This is a genomic window from Streptomyces sp. NPDC053079 (assembly GCF_044546695.1).
GTDB lineage: Bacteria > Actinomycetota > Actinomycetes > Streptomycetales > Streptomycetaceae > Streptomyces.
The window spans coordinates 313,393-330,604 of the sequence record NZ_JBITZJ010000008.1 but is presented as its reverse complement, the minus strand read 5'-3'; the positions used below and the strand labels follow the sequence as shown (position 1 = coordinate 330,604).

17 protein-coding genes are annotated in these 17,212 nt (G+C 70.9%); 15 read left to right on the top strand and 2 right to left on the bottom strand.

Features of this window, described 5'->3' with window-relative positions:
• Positions 1 to 112: 112 nt before the first annotated feature.
• The 3 genes from ACIGXW_RS29245 to ACIGXW_RS29235 all read left to right on the top strand — a co-directional run bounded on the left by ACIGXW_RS29245 (position 113) and on the right by ACIGXW_RS29235 (position 3,017).
• Positions 113 to 1,357 carry a site-2 protease family protein gene (locus ACIGXW_RS29245; protein WP_399575740.1) on the top strand — a complete coding sequence of 415 codons (1,245 nt, stop codon included), beginning with the start codon at positions 113 to 115 and terminating at the stop codon, positions 1,355 to 1,357.
• A 44-nt stretch (positions 1,358 to 1,401) separates the two neighbouring features.
• Positions 1,402 to 2,289, top strand: a complete 888-nt coding sequence (locus ACIGXW_RS29240; protein ID WP_099202134.1) for a tRNA (adenine-N1)-methyltransferase — start codon at positions 1,402 to 1,404, stop codon at positions 2,287 to 2,289.
• Between the two features lie 173 nt (positions 2,290 to 2,462).
• On the top strand, positions 2,463 to 3,017 hold the full coding sequence (locus ACIGXW_RS29235; RefSeq protein ID WP_399575739.1) for a hypothetical protein: 555 nt from the start codon (positions 2,463 to 2,465) through the stop codon (positions 3,015 to 3,017).
• Positions 3,018 to 3,031: 14 nt separating this feature from the next.
• Here ACIGXW_RS29235 and ACIGXW_RS29230 read toward each other — a convergent pair whose 3' ends face one another.
• Complete coding sequence (locus ACIGXW_RS29230; RefSeq protein ID WP_360911641.1) at positions 3,032 to 3,328, bottom strand: ferredoxin; 297 nt, start codon at positions 3,326 to 3,328, stop codon at positions 3,032 to 3,034.
• Positions 3,329 to 3,570: 242 nt separating this feature from the next.
• On the opposite strand from ACIGXW_RS29230, the gene arc reads away from it, so the two are divergent.
• The 5 genes from arc to prcA all read left to right on the top strand — a co-directional run bounded on the left by arc (position 3,571) and on the right by prcA (position 9,305).
• The gene (gene arc / locus ACIGXW_RS29225; RefSeq protein ID WP_399575737.1) at positions 3,571 to 5,337 is read left to right on the top strand and encodes a proteasome ATPase; all 1,767 of its coding nucleotides are present in this window, start codon (positions 3,571 to 3,573) and stop codon (positions 5,335 to 5,337) included.
• 307 nt (positions 5,338 to 5,644) lie between these two features.
• Positions 5,645 to 7,156 (top strand): depupylase/deamidase Dop, encoded by a 1,512-nt coding sequence (gene dop, locus ACIGXW_RS29220; RefSeq protein WP_360911645.1) that lies wholly within the window; start codon positions 5,645 to 5,647, stop codon positions 7,154 to 7,156.
• A 176-nt stretch (positions 7,157 to 7,332) separates the two neighbouring features.
• Positions 7,333 to 7,551 carry a ubiquitin-like protein Pup gene (locus tag ACIGXW_RS29215; RefSeq protein ID WP_016325855.1) on the top strand — a complete coding sequence of 73 codons (219 nt, stop codon included), beginning with the start codon at positions 7,333 to 7,335 and terminating at the stop codon, positions 7,549 to 7,551.
• A 104-nt stretch (positions 7,552 to 7,655) separates the two neighbouring features.
• On the top strand, positions 7,656 to 8,498 hold the full coding sequence (gene prcB / locus ACIGXW_RS29210; RefSeq protein WP_360911647.1) for a proteasome subunit beta: 843 nt from the start codon (positions 7,656 to 7,658) through the stop codon (positions 8,496 to 8,498).
• 51 nt (positions 8,499 to 8,549) lie between these two features.
• Complete coding sequence (gene prcA, locus ACIGXW_RS29205) at positions 8,550 to 9,305, top strand: proteasome subunit alpha (RefSeq protein ID WP_399575735.1); 756 nt, start codon at positions 8,550 to 8,552, stop codon at positions 9,303 to 9,305.
• A gap of 66 nt (positions 9,306 to 9,371) precedes the next feature.
• Here prcA and ACIGXW_RS29200 read toward each other — a convergent pair whose 3' ends face one another.
• Positions 9,372 to 10,349, bottom strand: a complete 978-nt coding sequence (locus tag ACIGXW_RS29200) for a LacI family DNA-binding transcriptional regulator (RefSeq protein WP_399575930.1) — start codon at positions 10,347 to 10,349, stop codon at positions 9,372 to 9,374.
• Between the two features lie 276 nt (positions 10,350 to 10,625).
• Between ACIGXW_RS29200 and ACIGXW_RS29195 the strand changes: the two genes are divergently transcribed.
• The 7 genes from ACIGXW_RS29195 (at position 10,626) to ACIGXW_RS29165 (ending at position 17,199) form a co-directional block, all read left to right on the top strand.
• Positions 10,626 to 11,894, top strand: coding sequence for an MFS transporter (locus ACIGXW_RS29195; protein ID WP_399575733.1), 1,269 nt, complete (start codon positions 10,626 to 10,628; stop codon positions 11,892 to 11,894).
• A gap of 9 nt (positions 11,895 to 11,903) precedes the next feature.
• Positions 11,904 to 13,265, top strand: coding sequence for a Pup--protein ligase (gene pafA, locus ACIGXW_RS29190; RefSeq protein ID WP_399575732.1), 1,362 nt, complete (start codon positions 11,904 to 11,906; stop codon positions 13,263 to 13,265).
• Between the two features lie 153 nt (positions 13,266 to 13,418).
• Positions 13,419 to 14,402 (top strand): FKBP-type peptidyl-prolyl cis-trans isomerase, encoded by a 984-nt coding sequence (locus ACIGXW_RS29185; RefSeq protein WP_360911655.1) that lies wholly within the window; start codon positions 13,419 to 13,421, stop codon positions 14,400 to 14,402.
• Between the two features lie 66 nt (positions 14,403 to 14,468).
• Entirely contained in the window at positions 14,469 to 14,840 is a 372-nt protein-coding gene (locus ACIGXW_RS29180; RefSeq protein ID WP_399575730.1) for an FKBP-type peptidyl-prolyl cis-trans isomerase, read from the top strand.
• A gap of 116 nt (positions 14,841 to 14,956) precedes the next feature.
• A complete protein-coding gene (locus ACIGXW_RS29175) occupies positions 14,957 to 15,940 on the top strand; it encodes a helix-turn-helix transcriptional regulator (RefSeq protein ID WP_399575729.1) in 984 nt (327 codons plus the stop codon).
• 21 nt (positions 15,941 to 15,961) lie between these two features.
• Positions 15,962 to 16,924 (top strand): WYL domain-containing protein, encoded by a 963-nt coding sequence (locus tag ACIGXW_RS29170; RefSeq protein WP_071962852.1) that lies wholly within the window; start codon positions 15,962 to 15,964, stop codon positions 16,922 to 16,924.
• Between the two features lie 14 nt (positions 16,925 to 16,938).
• Entirely contained in the window at positions 16,939 to 17,199 is a 261-nt protein-coding gene (locus ACIGXW_RS29165) for a hypothetical protein (protein ID WP_071962853.1), read from the top strand.
• Positions 17,200 to 17,212 lie beyond the last annotated feature (13 nt).

Sequence of the window (17,212 nt, the reverse complement as noted above, 5' to 3'; positions counted from 1 at the left end):
GGCCCGTCACTGACAGTCGGACGCATACCATCGACGGTAGACCCCCTCGCACTGCATGATCGTGGCAGCGCACCAGGCGGGTGCGGGGGGCCGGATCCGACGAGGGGACACCGTGGACAACAGCGGGCAGGGCCAATCCGGCGGCGGGGGCGCGGGCCGACCGACCGGGCCCGGGGACCGCAAGCCGCAGCGCCCGCGCGAGGCCGGCGGCGGCATCCTCATGGGCCGCCCCTTCGGCGTGCCGGTCTACGTCGCCCCCAGCTGGTTCCTCGTCGCGGCCCTCATCACCTGGGTCTTCGGCGGCCAGCTCGACCGCGTCCTGCCCGAGCTCGGCCGCGCCCGCTATCTCGTCGCCCTCTTCTTCGCCGTGGCCTTCTACGGGTCCGTGCTGGTCCACGAGCTCGCCCACACCGTGGCGGCCCTGCGCTTCAAGCTCCCCGTGCGCCGCATCCAGCTGCAGTTCTTCGGCGGCGTCTCCGAGATCGAGAAGGAGAGCGAGACCCCGGGCCGCGAATTCGTGCTCGCCTTCGTCGGCCCCCTGCTCTCCCTCGTCCTGGCCGGCGTCTTCTACCTCGGCATGCTCGCCGTCGAGCCCGACTCGGTGCCCGGCGTCCTGCTCGCCGGGCTGATGGTCTCCAACCTGCTCGTCGCCGTCTTCAACCTGCTGCCCGGCCTGCCCCTGGACGGCGGCCGGATGCTCCGCGCCGTCGTCTGGAAGATCAGCGGCAAGCCCATGACCGGCACCGTCGCCGCGGCCTGGGTCGGCCGGGCCCTGGCCGTCGCCGTCCTGGTCGGCCTGCCGATGCTCACCCACGGCGGCGGGCTCGGCGGCAGCGACTCCGAGGACTTCGGCGGCGTCGACATGCTCACCGACGCCCTGCTCGCCGCGATCCTCGCCGCGATCATCTGGACCGGCGCCGGCAACAGCCTGCGCATGGCCCGGCTGCGCGAACACCTGCCCGCCCTGCGCGCCCGCGCCCTCACCCGGCGTGCCGTGCCCGTCCAGGCCGCCACCCCGCTCTCCGAGGCCCTGCGCCGGGCCAACGAGGCCGGCGCCCGCGCCCTGGTCGTCGTCGACGGGCAGGGCGGCCCCACCGCCCTGGTCCGCGAGGCCGCCATCGTCGCCGTCCCCGAGCACCGCCGCCCCTGGGTGGAGGTCGGCACCCTCGCCCAGGAGCTCACCGACGGCATGCGCCTGTCCGCCGAGCTGTGCGGCGAGGAACTGCTGGAGACCCTGCGCGCCACCCCCGCCACCGAGTACCTGGTCGTCGAGGACACCGGCGAGGTCTACGGCGTGCTGTCCACCTCCGACGTCGAGCGCGCCTTCGTGGCCGCCATGGCCCGGCCCGCGCCCTGAGCCTCGTGGTGCTGGGCCCCTCCCGCGCCCGGTAGGCTGGTCACATGTCCGAACCGACCGGTGCCGCCCGCCGTCGCGGCCCCTTCCAGGTCGGGGACCAGGTCCAGCTCACCGACCCCAAGGGACGCCACTACACGTTCACGCTCGAGGCCGGGAAGAACTTCCACACCCACAAGGGTTCCTTCCCCCACGACGAGCTGATCGGTGCTCCCGAGGGCAGTGTTGTCCGTACCACGGGAAACGTCGCCTACCTCGCGCTGCGCCCCCTGCTCCCCGACTACGTCCTGTCCATGCCCCGCGGTGCCGCCGTGGTCTACCCCAAGGACGCGGGGCAGATCCTGGCCTTCGCCGACATCTTCGCCGGCGCCCGCGTCGTCGAGGCGGGAGTGGGCTCCGGCTCGCTCAGCGCCTTCCTGCTGCGCGCCATCGGCGACCAGGGCATGCTGCACTCCTACGAGCGCCGCGCGGACTTCGCCGAGATCGCGCAGGCGAACGTGGAGCGCTACTTCGGCGGTCCGCACCCCGCCTGGCAGCTGACCGTCGGCGATCTGCAGGACAACCTCTCCGACACCGACGTCGACCGGGTCATCCTCGACATGCTCGCGCCCTGGGAGTGCCTGGAGGCCGTCTCCAAGGCGCTGGTGCCCGGCGGCATCCTGTGCTGCTACGTGGCGACCACCACCCAGCTCGCGCGGACCGTGGAGTCCATCCGTGAGATCGGCTGCTTCGCCGAGCCGCAGCCGTGGGAGTCGATGATCCGCAACTGGCACGTGGAGGGCCTCGCGGTCCGCCCGGACCACCGGATGATCGGCCACACCGGCTTCCTGGTCACCGCCCGCCGTCTCGCCGACGGCGTGGAGCCCCCGATGCGCCGCCGCCGCCCCGCCAAGGGCGCGTACGGCGATGACTACGAGGGCCCCAACAAGGGCTGACCCCCCGCACGACCCATGGGCGCCGCCGCCGGGACCGCACTTCGCGGAACTCGGCGGCGGCGCCTCTTCGTTGGGGGTGTGCGCGGGCCCGTGGGTCGCCGTTCCGCGGCGGGCGGGCGTGTGGCACGATGCGGAAGATCCTCGTCCCCGCAGCTCTCACAGGAGTCGTGCGCGTGCAGTCAGCAGGACCCGAGTCCCACCCGCACTCCCGTCCCCGCCCTCTCCACTGGCTCGCGACCGCCACGGCGCTGGCCGCCGTGCTCGCCGGTGCGGCCCTTCTCGGCCCCGGCGACGCCACGGCCACCGCACCCGTCCCCGCGGGCGCTCCCGACGCGCTCGCCGCCCGCTATCCCGTCGACTGCGGACCCGCCAGGGCCGAGGTCGTCCGGCAGGTCCCCGCGGACCTGGACGGCGACGGGCGGGCCGAGACGGTCGCGGTCGTGCGCTGCCCCTCGGGGGCGGGCACCCGGCCCAGCGGCGTCCACGTCCTAGCGCGCCCGGCCGCCCCGGGGGCCGCGCCCCGCGTCGTGGCGACCCTCGTCGACGCCGGGCAGGGGATGAGCGTCACCGGCCTGGAGGCGGCCGGAGGGACGGTTTCGGCCACTCTCCTCGGCTATTCCTCCGCGAGCGTGCCGCGCTGCTGCCCGGACAGGCGCCGCGTGGTCAAGTGGCACTGGAGGGAGGGGAAGTTCATCCTCACGCCCCAGCCGGCGGCGGGGAGTGTGTGATCCGTTACGCGGCGTTATTCCGCGTCCGGCCCGTAAACTTCGACCTTGTCCGAAACGCGCCGGACATGGATGCAGTCGCCCGGGCATTCCTTCGCCGAGTCCCGGACGTCGTTGAGCAACGGCAGCGGTACGGGCGTGGTGGCACCCTTGTCCTGGAGCAGCTCGTCGTCGGGGCTCTTCACATAGGCCAGACCGTCGATGTCCAGCTCGAAGACCTCGGGTGCGTACTGCGCGCAGATGCCGTCCCCGGTGCACAGGTCCTGGTCGATCCAGACTTCCAGTTCGCCGAGTCCGTCTTCCTGCACGGTCATCTCGCCTGCCGTTCCCTACGTATGTGAATCAATTGGAGCCAGCACTGACGGGTGTTGACCGAGTCGACGATACAACCGCCCGCTTTCCGATGTTGGTGGGTGGGTATCCCCCTCACGTGAGGACGTGCGCAAGGGTGAAGATCGGACACACTCCGACCGGGTTTGTGATCTAGGGGTTTCAACCTGCACCGGCCCAGGTAGGGTCAGGAAGCGTCCAGCTCCCCTTGGAGGAGGTGAGGACCGTGGCAGCCCACGACGACGACATGAACCGCGGCATCCGGCCGGGACGAGGGTCTGACGACCCCGCGGGCCAGGTTGCCTATCTCGAGCAGGAGATCGCCGTCCTGCGACGCAAGCTCGCCGACTCTCCGCGTCACACGAGGATTCTCGAAGAGCGGATCGTCGAGCTCCAGACGAACCTGGCCGGCGTGTCCGCACAGAACGAACGACTCGCGAACACCCTCCGTGAGGCCCGCGACCAGATCGTGGCCCTCAAGGAGGAGGTGGACCGGCTCGCCCAGCCGCCGGCCGGCTTCGGCGTCTTCCTGCAGCCCAACGAGGACGGCACGGCCGACATCTTCACCGGGGGCCGCAAGCTCCGGGTGAACGTCAGCCCGAGCGTCGAGATCGAGGACCTCAGGCCCGGCCAGGAGGTCATGCTCAACGAGGCGCTCAACGTGGTCGACGCCATGGCGTACGAGCGCCACGGCGACATCGTCACCCTCAAGGAGATCCTCGAGGACGGCGAGCGCGCCCTGGTCATCGGGCACACCGACGAGGAGCGGGTGGTGAGGCTCGCCGAGCCGCTGCTGGACACCACCATCCGCCCCGGCGACGCCCTGCTGCTCGAATCCCGTTCCGGCTATGTCTACGAAGTCATCCCGAAGAGCGAGGTCGAGGAACTCGTCCTCGAAGAGGTCCCGGACATCGACTACACGAAGATCGGCGGCCTGGGCAACCAGATCGAGCTGATCCGCGACGCGGTCGAGCTGCCCTACCTCTACCCCGACCTCTTCAAGGAGCACGAACTGCGGCCGCCCAAGGGCGTGCTGCTGTACGGCCCGCCCGGCTGCGGCAAGACGCTCATCGCCAAGGCCGTGGCCAACTCCCTTGCCAAGAAGGTCGCCGAGGTCACCGGCAAGCCCGCCGGCAAGAGCTTCTTCCTCAACATCAAGGGCCCCGAGCTGCTCAACAAGTACGTCGGCGAGACCGAGCGGCACATCCGGCTGATCTTCCAGCGCGCCCGGGAGAAGGCCAGCGAGGGCACGCCGGTCATCGTCTTCTTCGACGAGATGGACTCCCTCTTCCGCACCCGCGGCTCCGGGGTCAGCTCGGACGTGGAGAACACCATCGTCCCGCAGCTGCTCTCCGAGATCGACGGCGTGGAGGGCCTGGAGAACGTCATCGTCATCGGCGCCTCCAACCGCGAGGACATGATCGACCCGGCGATCCTGCGCCCCGGCCGGCTCGACGTGAAGATCAAGATCGAGCGTCCGGACGCGGAAGCCGCCAAGGACATCTTCTCCAAGTACCTGACCGAGACCCTCCCGCTGCACGCGGACGACCTCGCCGAGCACGGCGGGTCGGCCCGGGCCGCCGTCGACGGCATGATCCAGTCCGTCGTCGAGCAGATGTACGCGGAGTCCGAGGAAAACCGCTTCCTCGAGGTCACGTACGCCAACGGCGACAAGGAAGTCCTCTACTTCAAGGACTTCAACTCCGGCGCGATGATCCAGAACATCGTGGACCGGGCCAAGAAGATGGCCATCAAGGCGTTCCTCGACCACAACCAGAAGGGCCTGCGCGTCTCCCACCTGCTCGCCGCCTGCGTGGACGAGTTCAAGGAGAACGAGGACCTGCCCAACACCACCAACCCGGACGACTGGGCCCGCATCTCCGGCAAGAAGGGCGAGCGGATCGTCTTCATCCGCACCCTGGTCACCGGAAAGCAGGGTGCGGACACGGGCCGCTCCATCGACACCGTGGCCAATACCGGCCAGTACCTGTAACACCGCCGTCCGGCTGCGGATGTCCCTGTTGTTCTCATTCCCCCCGCCTCCCGGCGGGGGGAGACCAGGGCGTCCGCAGCCGGACGCGTTTTGCCCCACCTGTGGGACTCGTACGACGACCTGTTCCGCGCACCGCACGAACCGGAGCAATGACTGTAATGATCTCCCCAGCGCCGCAAAGCCGTTCTAGGCTCTTCGGTACCGCCGCGCAGCGCAGTGGGGGATCGGAGACCGTATACGGACCGGAAGCGCAGCGGTACTTGAGCGCCGACCCCACCAGGGGGCGCCGCCGGGCAAGGAGGGCCGCATGACCGTACGGCGAGTAATGGGCATCGAGACGGAGTACGGGATCTCCGTCCCCGGTCACCCGAACGCCAATGCCATGCTCACCTCGTCCCAGATCGTCAACGCCTACGCGGCCGCGATGCACCGGGCACGCCGTGCCCGCTGGGACTTCGAGGAGGAGAACCCGCTGCGGGACGCCCGTGGTTTCGACCTCGCCCGCGAGGCCGCGGACTCCAGCCAGCTCACCGACGAGGATATCGGCCTGGCCAATGTCATCCTCACCAACGGCGCGCGTCTGTACGTCGACCACGCCCACCCCGAGTACAGCTCGCCGGAGATCACCAATCCGCGGGACGCCGTCCTGTGGGACAAGGCCGGCGAGCGCATCATGGCCGAGGCCGCCGAGCGCGCCGCCCAGCTGCCCGGCGCCCAGCCCATCCACCTCTACAAGAACAACACCGACAACAAGGGCGCCTCCTACGGCACGCACGAGAACTACCTGATGAAGCGGGAGACCCCCTTCTCGGACATCGTGCGCCACCTGACGCCCTTCTTCGTCTCCCGCCAGGTCGTCACGGGCGCCGGCCGCGTCGGCATCGGCCAGGACGGCCACGAACACGGCTTCCAGATCAGCCAGCGGGCCGACTACTTCGAGGTCGAGGTGGGCCTGGAGACCACCCTCAAGCGCCCCATCATCAACACCCGCGACGAGCCCCACGCCGACGCCGAGAAGTACCGCCGGCTCCATGTGATCATCGGCGACGCCAACCTCTCCGAGATCTCCACCTACCTCAAGCTCGGCACCACCGCCCTGGTCCTGTCGATGATCGAGGACGGCTTCATCGCCGCCGACCTCGCCGTCGAACAGCCCGTGCGCACCCTCCACCAGGTCAGTCACGACCCCTCGCTGCGCCGTCTGATCACGCTCCGCAGCGGCCGCACGCTCACGGCCGTCCAGCTGCAGATGGAGTACTTCGAGCTGGCGCGCAAGTACGTGGAGGACCGCTTCGGGGCGGACGCCGACGAGCAGACCAAGGACGTGCTGACCCGCTGGGAGGACGTCCTGAACCGGCTCGAGCACGACCCCATGAGCCTGGCCGGCGAGCTGGACTGGGTGGCCAAGCGCGAGCTCCTCGAGGGCTACCGCCGCCGCGACGGACTGGACTGGGACGCGGCCCGGCTGCACCTGGTGGACCTGCAGTACGCGGACGTACGCCCCGACAAGGGCCTCTACAACCGCCTCGCGGCCCGCGGGAAGATCAAGCGCCTGCTCGACGAGGCCGACGTGCTTCGCGCCCGTACGGCTCCGCCCGAGGACACCCGGGCCTACTTCCGCGGCCGCTGCCTGGAGCAGTACGCCGACGACGTGGCCGCCGCCTCCTGGGACTCGGTCATCTTCGACCTGCCCGGCCGTGACTCCCTGCAACGGGTCCCCACCCTGGAGCCACTGCGGGGCACCCGCAACCACGTCAAGGAGCTGCTGGACCGCTGCCGCACGGCGGAGGAACTGGTCCGGGTCCTGTCGGGCGGCTGATGAAGACACCTTCCGGCGATGGCCGGGGGAGGGTCTGAGAAGCGCGTGAACCGGGAATCATCACGGTGGTTCCGGGACGTTGTAGCAAGTGCAGGGCCTGTGCCGGACCCTGCTTGTAGGGTCTGATCTTGTACGTCTCGTGTACGTGTACGTCGAAACCGAGCGGGGTGAGGGGTATGGCGACCAAGGACACCGGCGGCGGACAGCAGAAGGCCACGCGTTCGACAGAGGAGGTCGAGGAGCAGGCGCAGGACGCGCAGGCATCCGAGGACCTCAAGGAGCGCCAGGAGAAGCTGTCGGACGACGTGGACTCCGTGCTGGACGAAATCGATGATGTGCTCGAAGAGAACGCCGAGGACTTCGTGAGGTCCTTCGTCCAGAAGGGCGGGCAGTAGGCGAGCACCCCGTCCCGTGTCCCGGGCAGGGGTGCGGGACGGACGGCTCGCCGGCCCGGCGGTAGGGTCCGGACAGTATTTCAAGATCTCTTCGAAGGAATCGTGTGGAAGCCAACTTTCCTGGTACGGGGCGTCTGCCGGCTGCCTTCCTGACGCCCGGTTCGTCGTCGTTCATGGACTTCCTCGGCGCGCACCGGCCCGAGCTGCTGCCGCGCAACCGGCAGCTGCCCGCGCAGGGCGTCCTCGAGGCCCCGCACGGGACGACCATCGTGGCCGCGACGTTCCCCGGCGGCGTGGTGCTCGCCGGTGACCGCCGGGCCACGATGGGCAACATCATCGCCCAGCGGGACATCGAGAAGGTCTTCCCGGCCGACGAGTACTCGGCCGTGGGCATCGCGGGCACGGCCGGGCTGGCCGTGGAGATGGTCAAGCTCTTCCAGCTCGAGCTCGAGCACTTCGAGAAGGTGGAGGGCGTCCAGCTCTCGCTGGAGGGCAAGGCGAACCGGCTGTCGACGATGATCCGCAGCAACCTCGGCATGGCCATGCAGGGCCTGGCCGTGGTGCCGCTCTTCGCGGGCTGGGACGTCGACCGGCAGAAGGGCCGCATCTTCTCCTACGACGTCACCGGCGGCCGCTCCGAGGAGCACGGCTTCTCGGCCACGGGCTCCGGATCGCTGTTCGCGCGCGGATCGCTCAAGAAGCTCTTCCGGGAGGACCTGACCGAGGGGCAGACCACCACGCTCGTCGTCCAGGCCCTCTACGACGCCGCCGACGACGACTCCGCGACCGGCGGCCCCGACCTCGCGCGCCGCATCTATCCGATCGTCACCGTCATCACCGAGGACGGCTTCCGCAAGCTCACCGAGGCGCAGTGCTCCGAGATCGTGCGCGCCATCCACGAGCGGCGGCTCGAGGAGCCCGACGGCCCGCGGGCCGCACTCCTCTGATCCCCTCGATACCGACGGAACCCCACACAAGACAAGAAGGGACGGACAGCGGTGTCGACGCCGTTCTATGTCTCACCCCAGCAGGCCATGGCCGACCGCGCCGAGTACGCCCGCAAGGGCATCGCCCGCGGCCGCAGCGTCGTGGTGCTCCAGTACAACGATGGCGTTGTCTTCGTCGCCGAGAACCCGTCCCGGGCGCTGCACAAGGTCAGTGAGATCTACGACCGGATCGCCTTCGCGGCGGTCGGGAAGTACAACGAGTTCGAGAACCTGCGCATCGGCGGCGTGCGCTACGCCGACCTGCGCGGCTACACCTACGACCGGGACGACGTCACGGCCCGTGGTCTGGCCAACGTCTACGCCCAGACGCTGGGCGGGATCTTCTCCAGCGCGGCCGAGAAGCCCTACGAGGTGGAGCTGATCGTCGCCGAGGTCGGGGCGGGCCCCGAGGACGACCAGATCTACCGGCTGCCGCACGACGGCTCGATCGTGGACGAGCACGGCTCGGTCGCCATCGGCGGCAACGCCGATCAGATCAGCAGCTATCTCGACCAGCGTCACCGGGACGGGATGACGCTGGCCGAGGCGCTCAAGCTGGCGGTCGAGTCACTGACCCGCGACGCCAACGGCAGCGAGCGCACGCTGAGCGCCGAGCAGCTGGAGGTCGCGGTCCTGGACCGCAAGCGGCCGCAGCAGCGGAAGTTCAAGCGGTTGCTGGGGCGGCAGCTGTCCCGGCTGCTGGAGGAGGGCTCGGGGTCGGGTGCCTCTGCCGAGGCCGGTGCGGCCGAGGTGGCCGAGGAGGAGTAGGCCAGCGCTTCGCGCGGTGTCCTCAAGCGCCGGACGGGCTGACATCCAACCCGTCCGGCGTTTCGGTTACGCGGACGCCACCGCCGACGACGCGCGCGGCACCAGTTCCACCGGCAGGGACGCCGGCGGCACCGCCGCGCCGTCCAGTACGGCCACCAGCGCCCGCATGCCCGCCTCGCCGACCGCCTCCGCGGGCAGCCGGAGGGTGGTGAGCTCCGGTTCGAGGGCGGTCGCCAGCGGCAGGTCGTCGAAGCCGGTCACCGAGACGTCGTCCGGCACCCGCAGTCCGAGCCTGCGGGCCGCCTTGCAGGCGCCCGCCGCCAGGGTGTCGCTGTCGCAGATCAGCGCCGTGGGGCGGGGGCCGGGGGCGGTGAGGGCCCGCTCGGCGGCCAGCCGGCCGGCCGTCACCTCCAGCGCGGCGGCCTCGGTGCGGACCACCGTGCCCGCGGTCCCCCGCAGCGTTTCGGCGAGAGCCCGCGCCCGGACGCGGAAGGTCCAGGAGTCGACGTCGGCCGCCAGGTGCGCGAAGCGCCGGTGGCCGAGCGCCAGCAGGTGTCCGGTCACCTGCCGTATTCCGTCGGCGATGTCGAGGTTGACCGTCGCCGCCGCCTCCGGCCGCTCCGGATCGCTGTCGAGCATGACGAGCGGCAGCCCGCCCTCGCGGATGTCCGCCAGGGCCTCGGCCGCCATCGAGGACGCGATGACGCCGTCCAGCGTCGCCCGTGCGGAGGCGAAGGGGTCGCGGGCGGGACCGGTGCCCTCCGGGGACGGATAGAGCACCACGCCCACGCCGTGCTCGGCCGCGGCCCGGGCCGCGCCCGTGTAGACGCGGGCGAAGAATTCGTTGGTGAGGGCCGGTACGACCAGCAGCGCGGTCCGGGTGCGGCCCAGGCGCAGGTCCCGGGCCGCCAGGTTGGGGCGGTAGCCCAGCTCCCGGGCGGCCGTGCGCACGGCCTCGGCGGTCGGCTCGGAGACCCGGCCCCGCCACTTCTCGCCCATCACCAGGGAGACGGTCGCCTGCGAGACCCCCGCCGCGCGTGCCACGTCCCGGCTGGTGGCGCGGGCCGCGGCCGCGTGCCGTCCCCGGACCGTGGGCCAGCGCGGCCCGCTCGCCCCGTCGCCGTGCCCGACCCCGCGTTCGACTTCCGTCACCGCTGCGACGCCCCTCTCCGTTGCCGGCCGTGGTCTGCCGTGGCCTGCGGCTGGACCCGCGGGCTGCGGCCATGGTACGTATAACGACGCTAGTTATACGTAAAACCGGGATGGCTCGGTCAAAGGTGGCCGGCCGGGGCGGCCCGGCCGGAGGACGAGAGGCGGACAATGGCGGCGGCGGGCGGCGGTTACGTCGAGATGCTCAAGACGCGGCACGCGGCGCGACTGCTCACCGGCACCCTGGTGGGCCGGCTGCCGAACGCCACCGCCGCGCTGGCGATCGTCCTCTTCGTCCGTGCCGAGGGCGGCAGCTTCACCCTCGCCGGAGCCCTCTCCGCCGTCTACGGCGTGGCCAACGCCGTCGGCCAGCCGCTGCTCGGCCGGGCCGTCGACCTCTACGGCCAGCCCCGCGTCATCCTGCCGTCGGCCGTGCTGACCGCGCTGGGGATGGGGCTCTTCACCGTCGTCGGCCTGGACCCGCTGCCCCTGTCCTACCTTGCCATGATCGTCGCCGGTCTGTTCGCGCCGCCCCTCGAGGGCGGCCTGCGGGCGCTGTGGCCCTCGGTCCTGAAGAACGAGGACGACCTCCACGCCGCGTACTCCCTCGACGCGATCGCACAGGAACTGATCTACGTGGTCGGTCCGCTGATCGTCACGCGCATCGTGGCCCTGTGGTCCGAGGCCGCCGCGCTGAACGCGCTGCACCTGATGGGCGTCGTCGGCGCGCTCGCCGTGGTCACCTCGCCGCCCTCCCGGAAGTGGCGCAGCGAGCCCCGCGAGGCGCACTGGCTGGGCGCGCTGCGCTCCCGCGGGCTGCTGGTGCTGCTCGGCACGTTCTTCTTCATCGGCTCGGCCCTCGGCTCCATCGCGGTCGCCGCGGTCGCCTACGGCGACGCCCACGGGGGCGGCGGCATATCCGGCTGGCTGCTGTCGGCCCTGGGCGTCGGCGCCCTGATCGGCGGCTCCGTCCACGGTGCCCGCCAGTGGCCCGGCAGCCCCGAGCAGCGCCTGCGGGTCCTCGTCGGCGGACTGGCCCTGCTCTACGTGCCGCTGGTGCTCGTGCCGGGCGTGGTCGCCATGACGGTCCTCGCCGGGGTGGCGGGCCTCTTCCTCGCGCCCTGTCTGGCCACCGCCTTCGTGGTCGTGGACCGGCACGCGCCGCGCGGCACGGTGACCGAGGCGTTCTCCTGGCTGGTGACCTCCTTCGGCGTCGGCGCGGCCATCGGCACGGCCTTCGTGGGGCCGGCGGTCCAGTCCGGCGGTGCCCGCTCCGGTTTCCTCGTCGCCGTGGGCGGCGGCGTCGCGGCCCTGCTGGTGATGGTCGCCTCCCGGCGCGCCCTGCGGGCCCCCGAGGCCCCCTCGACCGTCGTGGCCCGGTCGGAAAATGATCGGAACGGTGCTGTCGAACCCGGTTTCAGCGCAGGGCATCAGGCGTAATGTTCAGGCATGGACCGCCGCATTTTCGGGCTGGAGAACGAGTACGGCGTCACGTGCACGTTCAGGGGACAGCGCCGACTGTCGCCTGACGAAGTGGCGCGCTACCTCTTCCGCCGTGTCGTTTCCTGGGGCCGCAGCAGCAACGTCTTCCTGCGCAACGGCGCCCGCCTCTACCTCGATGTGGGCTCGCACCCGGAATACGCAACACCCGAGTGCGACAGCGTGACCGAGCTGGTCACCCACGACAAGGCGGGCGAGCGCATTCTCGAGGGCCTGCTCGTCGATGCCGAACGCCGCCTGCACGAGGAGGGGATCGCGGGCGACGTCTACCTCTTCAAGAACAACACGGACTCCGCGGGGAACTCCTACGGCTGTCACGAGAACTACCTCGTGGCCAGACACGGGGAGTTCTCCCGTCTCGCGGACATCCTCATCCCCTTCCTCGTCACCCGGCAGCTGCTCTGCGGGGCGGGGAAGGTCCTGCAGACCCCGCGCGGCGCGGTGTACTGCGTCAGCCAGCGCGCGGAGCACATCTGGGAGGGCGTCAGCTCCGCCACCACCCGCTCCCGCCCGATCATCAACACGCGGGACGAGCCGCACGCCGACGCCGAGCGGTACCGCAGGCTGCACGTCATCGTCGGGGACTCCAACATGTCCGAGACGACGATGCTGCTCAAGGTGGGCGCGACCGACCTCGTCCTGCGCATGATCGAGGCCGGCACCGTCATGCGCGACCTGACCCTGGAGAACCCCATCCGGGCCATCCGCGAGGTCAGCCACGACATCACCGGCCGGCGCAAGGTGCGCCTGGCCAGCGGCCGCGAGGCCTCCGCGCTGGAGGTCCAGCAGGAGTACTACGAGAAGGCCGTGGACTTCTGCGAGCGCCGCGGGATCCGCACGGGCACCGTCGAGCGGGTGCTGGAGCTGTGGGGCCGCTCCCTGGAGGCCATCCGGGACGAGGACCTGGACCGGATCTCCACCGAAATCGACTGGGTGATGAAGTACCAGCTCATCGAGCGGTACCGGGCCAAGAACAACATCACCATGTCGCATCCGCGGGTCGCGCAGATAGACCTGGCCTACCACGACATCCACCGCCGCCGCGGCCTGTACTACCTGCTGGAGAAGCGCGGGCAGGCGGCCCGGGTGTGCAACGACCTCAAGATCTTCGAGGGCAAGTCCGTGCCCCCGCAGACCACGCGCGCCCGGCTGCGCGGCGACTTCATCCGCCGGGCCCAGGAGCAGCGCCGGGACTTCACCGTCGACTGGGTGCACCTCAAGCTCAACGACCAGGCGCAGCGCACGGTGTTGTGCAAGGACCCGTTCCGGTCGGTCGACGACCGGGTGGAGAAGCTCATCGCCGGAATGTGACACGTCGTAAAAAGGGGACAGCGTAAAAGGCACGGATGTGCGCCGGGTCCACCGCACCCGGCGTGCATCCGTGTCGGACGGGGTTGATCGGCGGGGCGCAGGCCGTAGAGTGACGGGCACTGCCCAGCGACCTCTATAGCCGAGTTGGACTTCATGAACCACACGAAGAACGCGCGTCGCCTCGCCGCGGCGTTGGCCGTGCCCGTCCTGCTGCTCACCGCCGCGGCGTGCGGGTCCGAGGACGGCGGCGGCTCCTCCGACGCCAAGGTGAAGGTGGAGGGCAAGTTCGGGGAGAAGCCCGAGATCACCGTGCCGAAGGACGCCAAGCCGGCGGACAAGCTCGTCGTGAAGACCCTGACCGAGGGCACCGGCGAGAAGGCGGAGAAGGGCTCCTTCGTCCGGCTGGACTTCGCCGGGCAGACGATGAAGGACAACAAGCCGCTCGGCGGCACCTGGGCGAGCCAGGACAAGACGGACGGCAAGGGCCCGCGCCGTCAGATGGTGCAGCAGCTCGGCCAGCCCAGCCAGGAGATGCCCGCCAAGGTGCTGGACGCGGTGGTGGGCCAGAAGGCCGGCTCCCGCATCGAGGTCGAGGGCACGGCCAAGGCGCTGATCGGCGACCAGCTCAACCCGCAGGCGGGCGTCAAGCCCGAGGACGGCCTGGTGTGGGTCATCGACGTCGTCGGTGCCCAGAAGGTCGACGCCAAGAGCGAGGTCAAGGGCGAGCAGGCCAAGCCGGAGGCCGGCATGCCCGAGGTCAAGCCCAATGCGCAGAAGGCCGCCGACATCACCATCCCCAAGGACGAGAAGGCGCCGACCGACCTCAAGGAGCAGGTGCTGATCAAGGGCACCGGCGCGGAGATCAAGGCCGGTGACGGCCTGATCGCGCAGTACACCGGTGTGAAGTGGGAGGACGGCAAGAAGTTCGACTCCTCCTGGGACCACGCCGGCGCCACGGCGTTCCAGATCGGCACCGGCTCGGTCGTCCAGGGCTGGGACAAGGGCCTGGTCGGCAAGCACGTGGGTGACCGCGTCGAGCTGGTGATCCCGCCGAAGTTCGGCTACGAGGGCCAGGCGCAGAGCGGCCTCGACAAGAACACCCTGGTCTTCGTCGTGGACATCGTGGGCAAGGTCTGATCCGCTGATCGGAATCTGCCAGAATTGCACGGTTGTCTGCAGCATTGAATTCGTAGGAGCACGTTCGTGAACATCGAAAAGCCCGAGATCGACTTTCCCGACGGTCCGGTTCCGGCCGACCTCGAGATCACCGAGATCTGGGAGGGCGACGGCCCCGTGGCCAAGGCCGGGGACTTCGTCAAGGTCCACTACGTCGGCGTCTCCTTCTCCACCGGTGAGGAGTTCGACGCGAGCTGGAACCGCGGCGGCCCGCTGGAGTTCAAGCTCGGCGCCGGCCAGGTCATCGAGGGCTGGGACCGTGGCATCCAGGGCATGAAGGTCGGTGGCCGCCGCAAGCTGGTCATCCCCGCCCACCTCGGCTACGGCGACCGTGGCGCCGGCGGCAAGATCGCCCCGGGCGAGACGCTGATCTTCGTTTGCGACCTGATGGGCGTCTGAGACACCCCGAACGAAGGCCGAGGGCCCGTGCCTGCCTGGCGCGGGCCCTCGGCTTTTGTCGTGGGAGCCCCGAGCGGTACGGTCAACGGTTGAGAGCACAAGTAGAGAGGGCGTCGATGGCGATCGCCAAGGCCGAGCGGTTGATGAACCTGGCGCTGTGCCTGCTGGGCACGCGCCGCCCGCTCAGCAAAGGGGAGTTGCGGGCCTCGATCGAGGCCTACATTGAGGCCGGCGCGGCCGGTGCGGCGAGCGGCGACTCCGGGAGCGAGGACGCCTTCAACCGGATGTTCGAGCGCGACAAGGACGACCTGCGCGAGCTGGGCCTGATCATCGAGACCGTCGAGGGCCTCGACGGCGAGACCGGCTACCTCGCCCGCCGCGACAGCAACCGCCTCCCCGCGATCACCCTCGACGTCGAGGAGTCCGCCGCCCTCGGCCTGGCCGCCAAGGTCTGGCAGCAGGCCCGCCTCGCCTCGGCCGCCAGCGGCGCCCTGCAGAAGCTGCGCGCCGCCGGGATGCCGCTGGCGGAGGACCCGTACGGCACGCACAGCGCCCTCGAGACCCGCATCCCCGTCCACGAGGCCGCCTTCGAGCCGCTGATGCTCGCCGCCCGCGACCGCCGGCCCGTCGTCTTCGACTACCGCAAGGGCAACGCCGCCACCTCCGAGCAGCGCCGCGTCGAGCCCTGGGCGCTGGAGTGCTGGCGCGGCCACTGGTACCTGGCGGGCTGGGACCGCGACCGGCAGGCCGAGCGGGTCTTCCGGCTCTCCCGGATCACCGGCAAGGTCCGCTCCCGGGCCCTGCCGTTCACCGCGCCCGTACCCGACCACGTCACCATCCGCACCACCGTCGAGAGCTGGGCGGGCGAGAAGGCCACCGGCACGGCCCGGATCAAGGTGCGGGCGGGCCACGGCTATCCGCTGCGGGCCCGCGCCCTGAGCACGCGCGAGGCGGGCGACGGCTGGGAGGAGCTTGAGATCCCGTACGGGCACGGGCTGGACGCCTGGCTCGTGGAGTTCGGCCCCGACGTGATCGTGCTGGAGCCCGCCGAGCTGCGGGCCGATGTGATCGACCGGCTGCGCGCCGTGGCCAAGGGCTGAGAGGAACGGAACCGAGCACTGATGGCCACCAACGCCATTGACCAGACCCGGCGGATGCTGTCGCTGGTCACCTACCTGCGCGAACGCCCCGGCGCCCGGGTCACCGACGTGGCCCGCGCCTTCGGCATCACCGAGGACGAGCTGATCGGCGACCTCGATGTGCTGCCCATGTGCGGCACCAGCTTCCGGGGCGGTGACCTGCTGGACATCGACACCGACGGCGACCGCATCTGGTGGCACAACCCCGACGCGTCGGGCACCAGCACGGGCGAGCCGCTGCGGCTCGCCGCCGACGAGGCCACCGCCCTGCTGGTGGCCGCCCGTGCCGTGGCGACCCTGCCGGGGCTGCGCGAGAGCGACCGGCAGGCGCTGGTGCGCGCCACCGCCAAGATCGAGGCCGCGGCCGGGGAGGCGGCGGGCGCCAGCTCCCGGCTCTCGGTGACCTTCGAGTCCGAGGGCGGGGTCTTCGCCGATGTCGACCGGGCCATCTCCGAGCGCCGTCGCGTCTGGCTGCGCTACTACTCGCCCGCGCGCGACGAGCTGACCGAGCGTGAGGTCGACCCGATCCGGCTGTTCGCCGTGGGCCACACCTATATGGAGGCGTGGTGCCGGCTGTCCGAGGCGCGGCGCACCTTCCGGCTGGACCGGGTGGCCGAGATCCGGATCCTGGACGAGCCCTCCGACCCGCCGCCCGTCGAGCTGCGCGACCTGTCCGAGGGGCTGGTGCAGCCGGCCGCCGAGGACCCTGAGGTCGTCATCGAGGTGGGCCCCGGCGGCCGCTGGGTCGCCGAGTACTACCCGCACGACCGGGCCGAGGAGCTGCCCGACGGCGGCCTGCGGATCACGCTGCGCACCCCGGACCCGGCCTCGCTGCGCCGGCTGGCGCTGCGGCTCGGCCGGGACGGGCGGATCGCCGCCCCGGCCGCCGTGGCCGACAGCGCACGGGAGGCCGCCCGCGAGGCGCTGGCGGCATACGGAGAGTGAAGGGGAACCGGACAGTGGAATGGGCAGGGGACGTGAGGGACGCCGGGACGACGGCCGCCGCGGTCTTCAAAGCCGCGTGCCCGGACTGCCGGGGCTGCTTCGAGCTGGCCGCGGGAGCGCTGCGGCTGGCGATCGGCGCCAGCGACCGCACCACCTTCTACTCCTTCACGTGCCCCGACTGCGGCTCCGCGGTCCGCAAGCCGGCGGGGGAGCGGATCGTCGAGCTGCTGACGGGCGGCGGGGTACGCACCCTGCGGCTGCACATCACCGCCTGATCCCTCCGCTCCC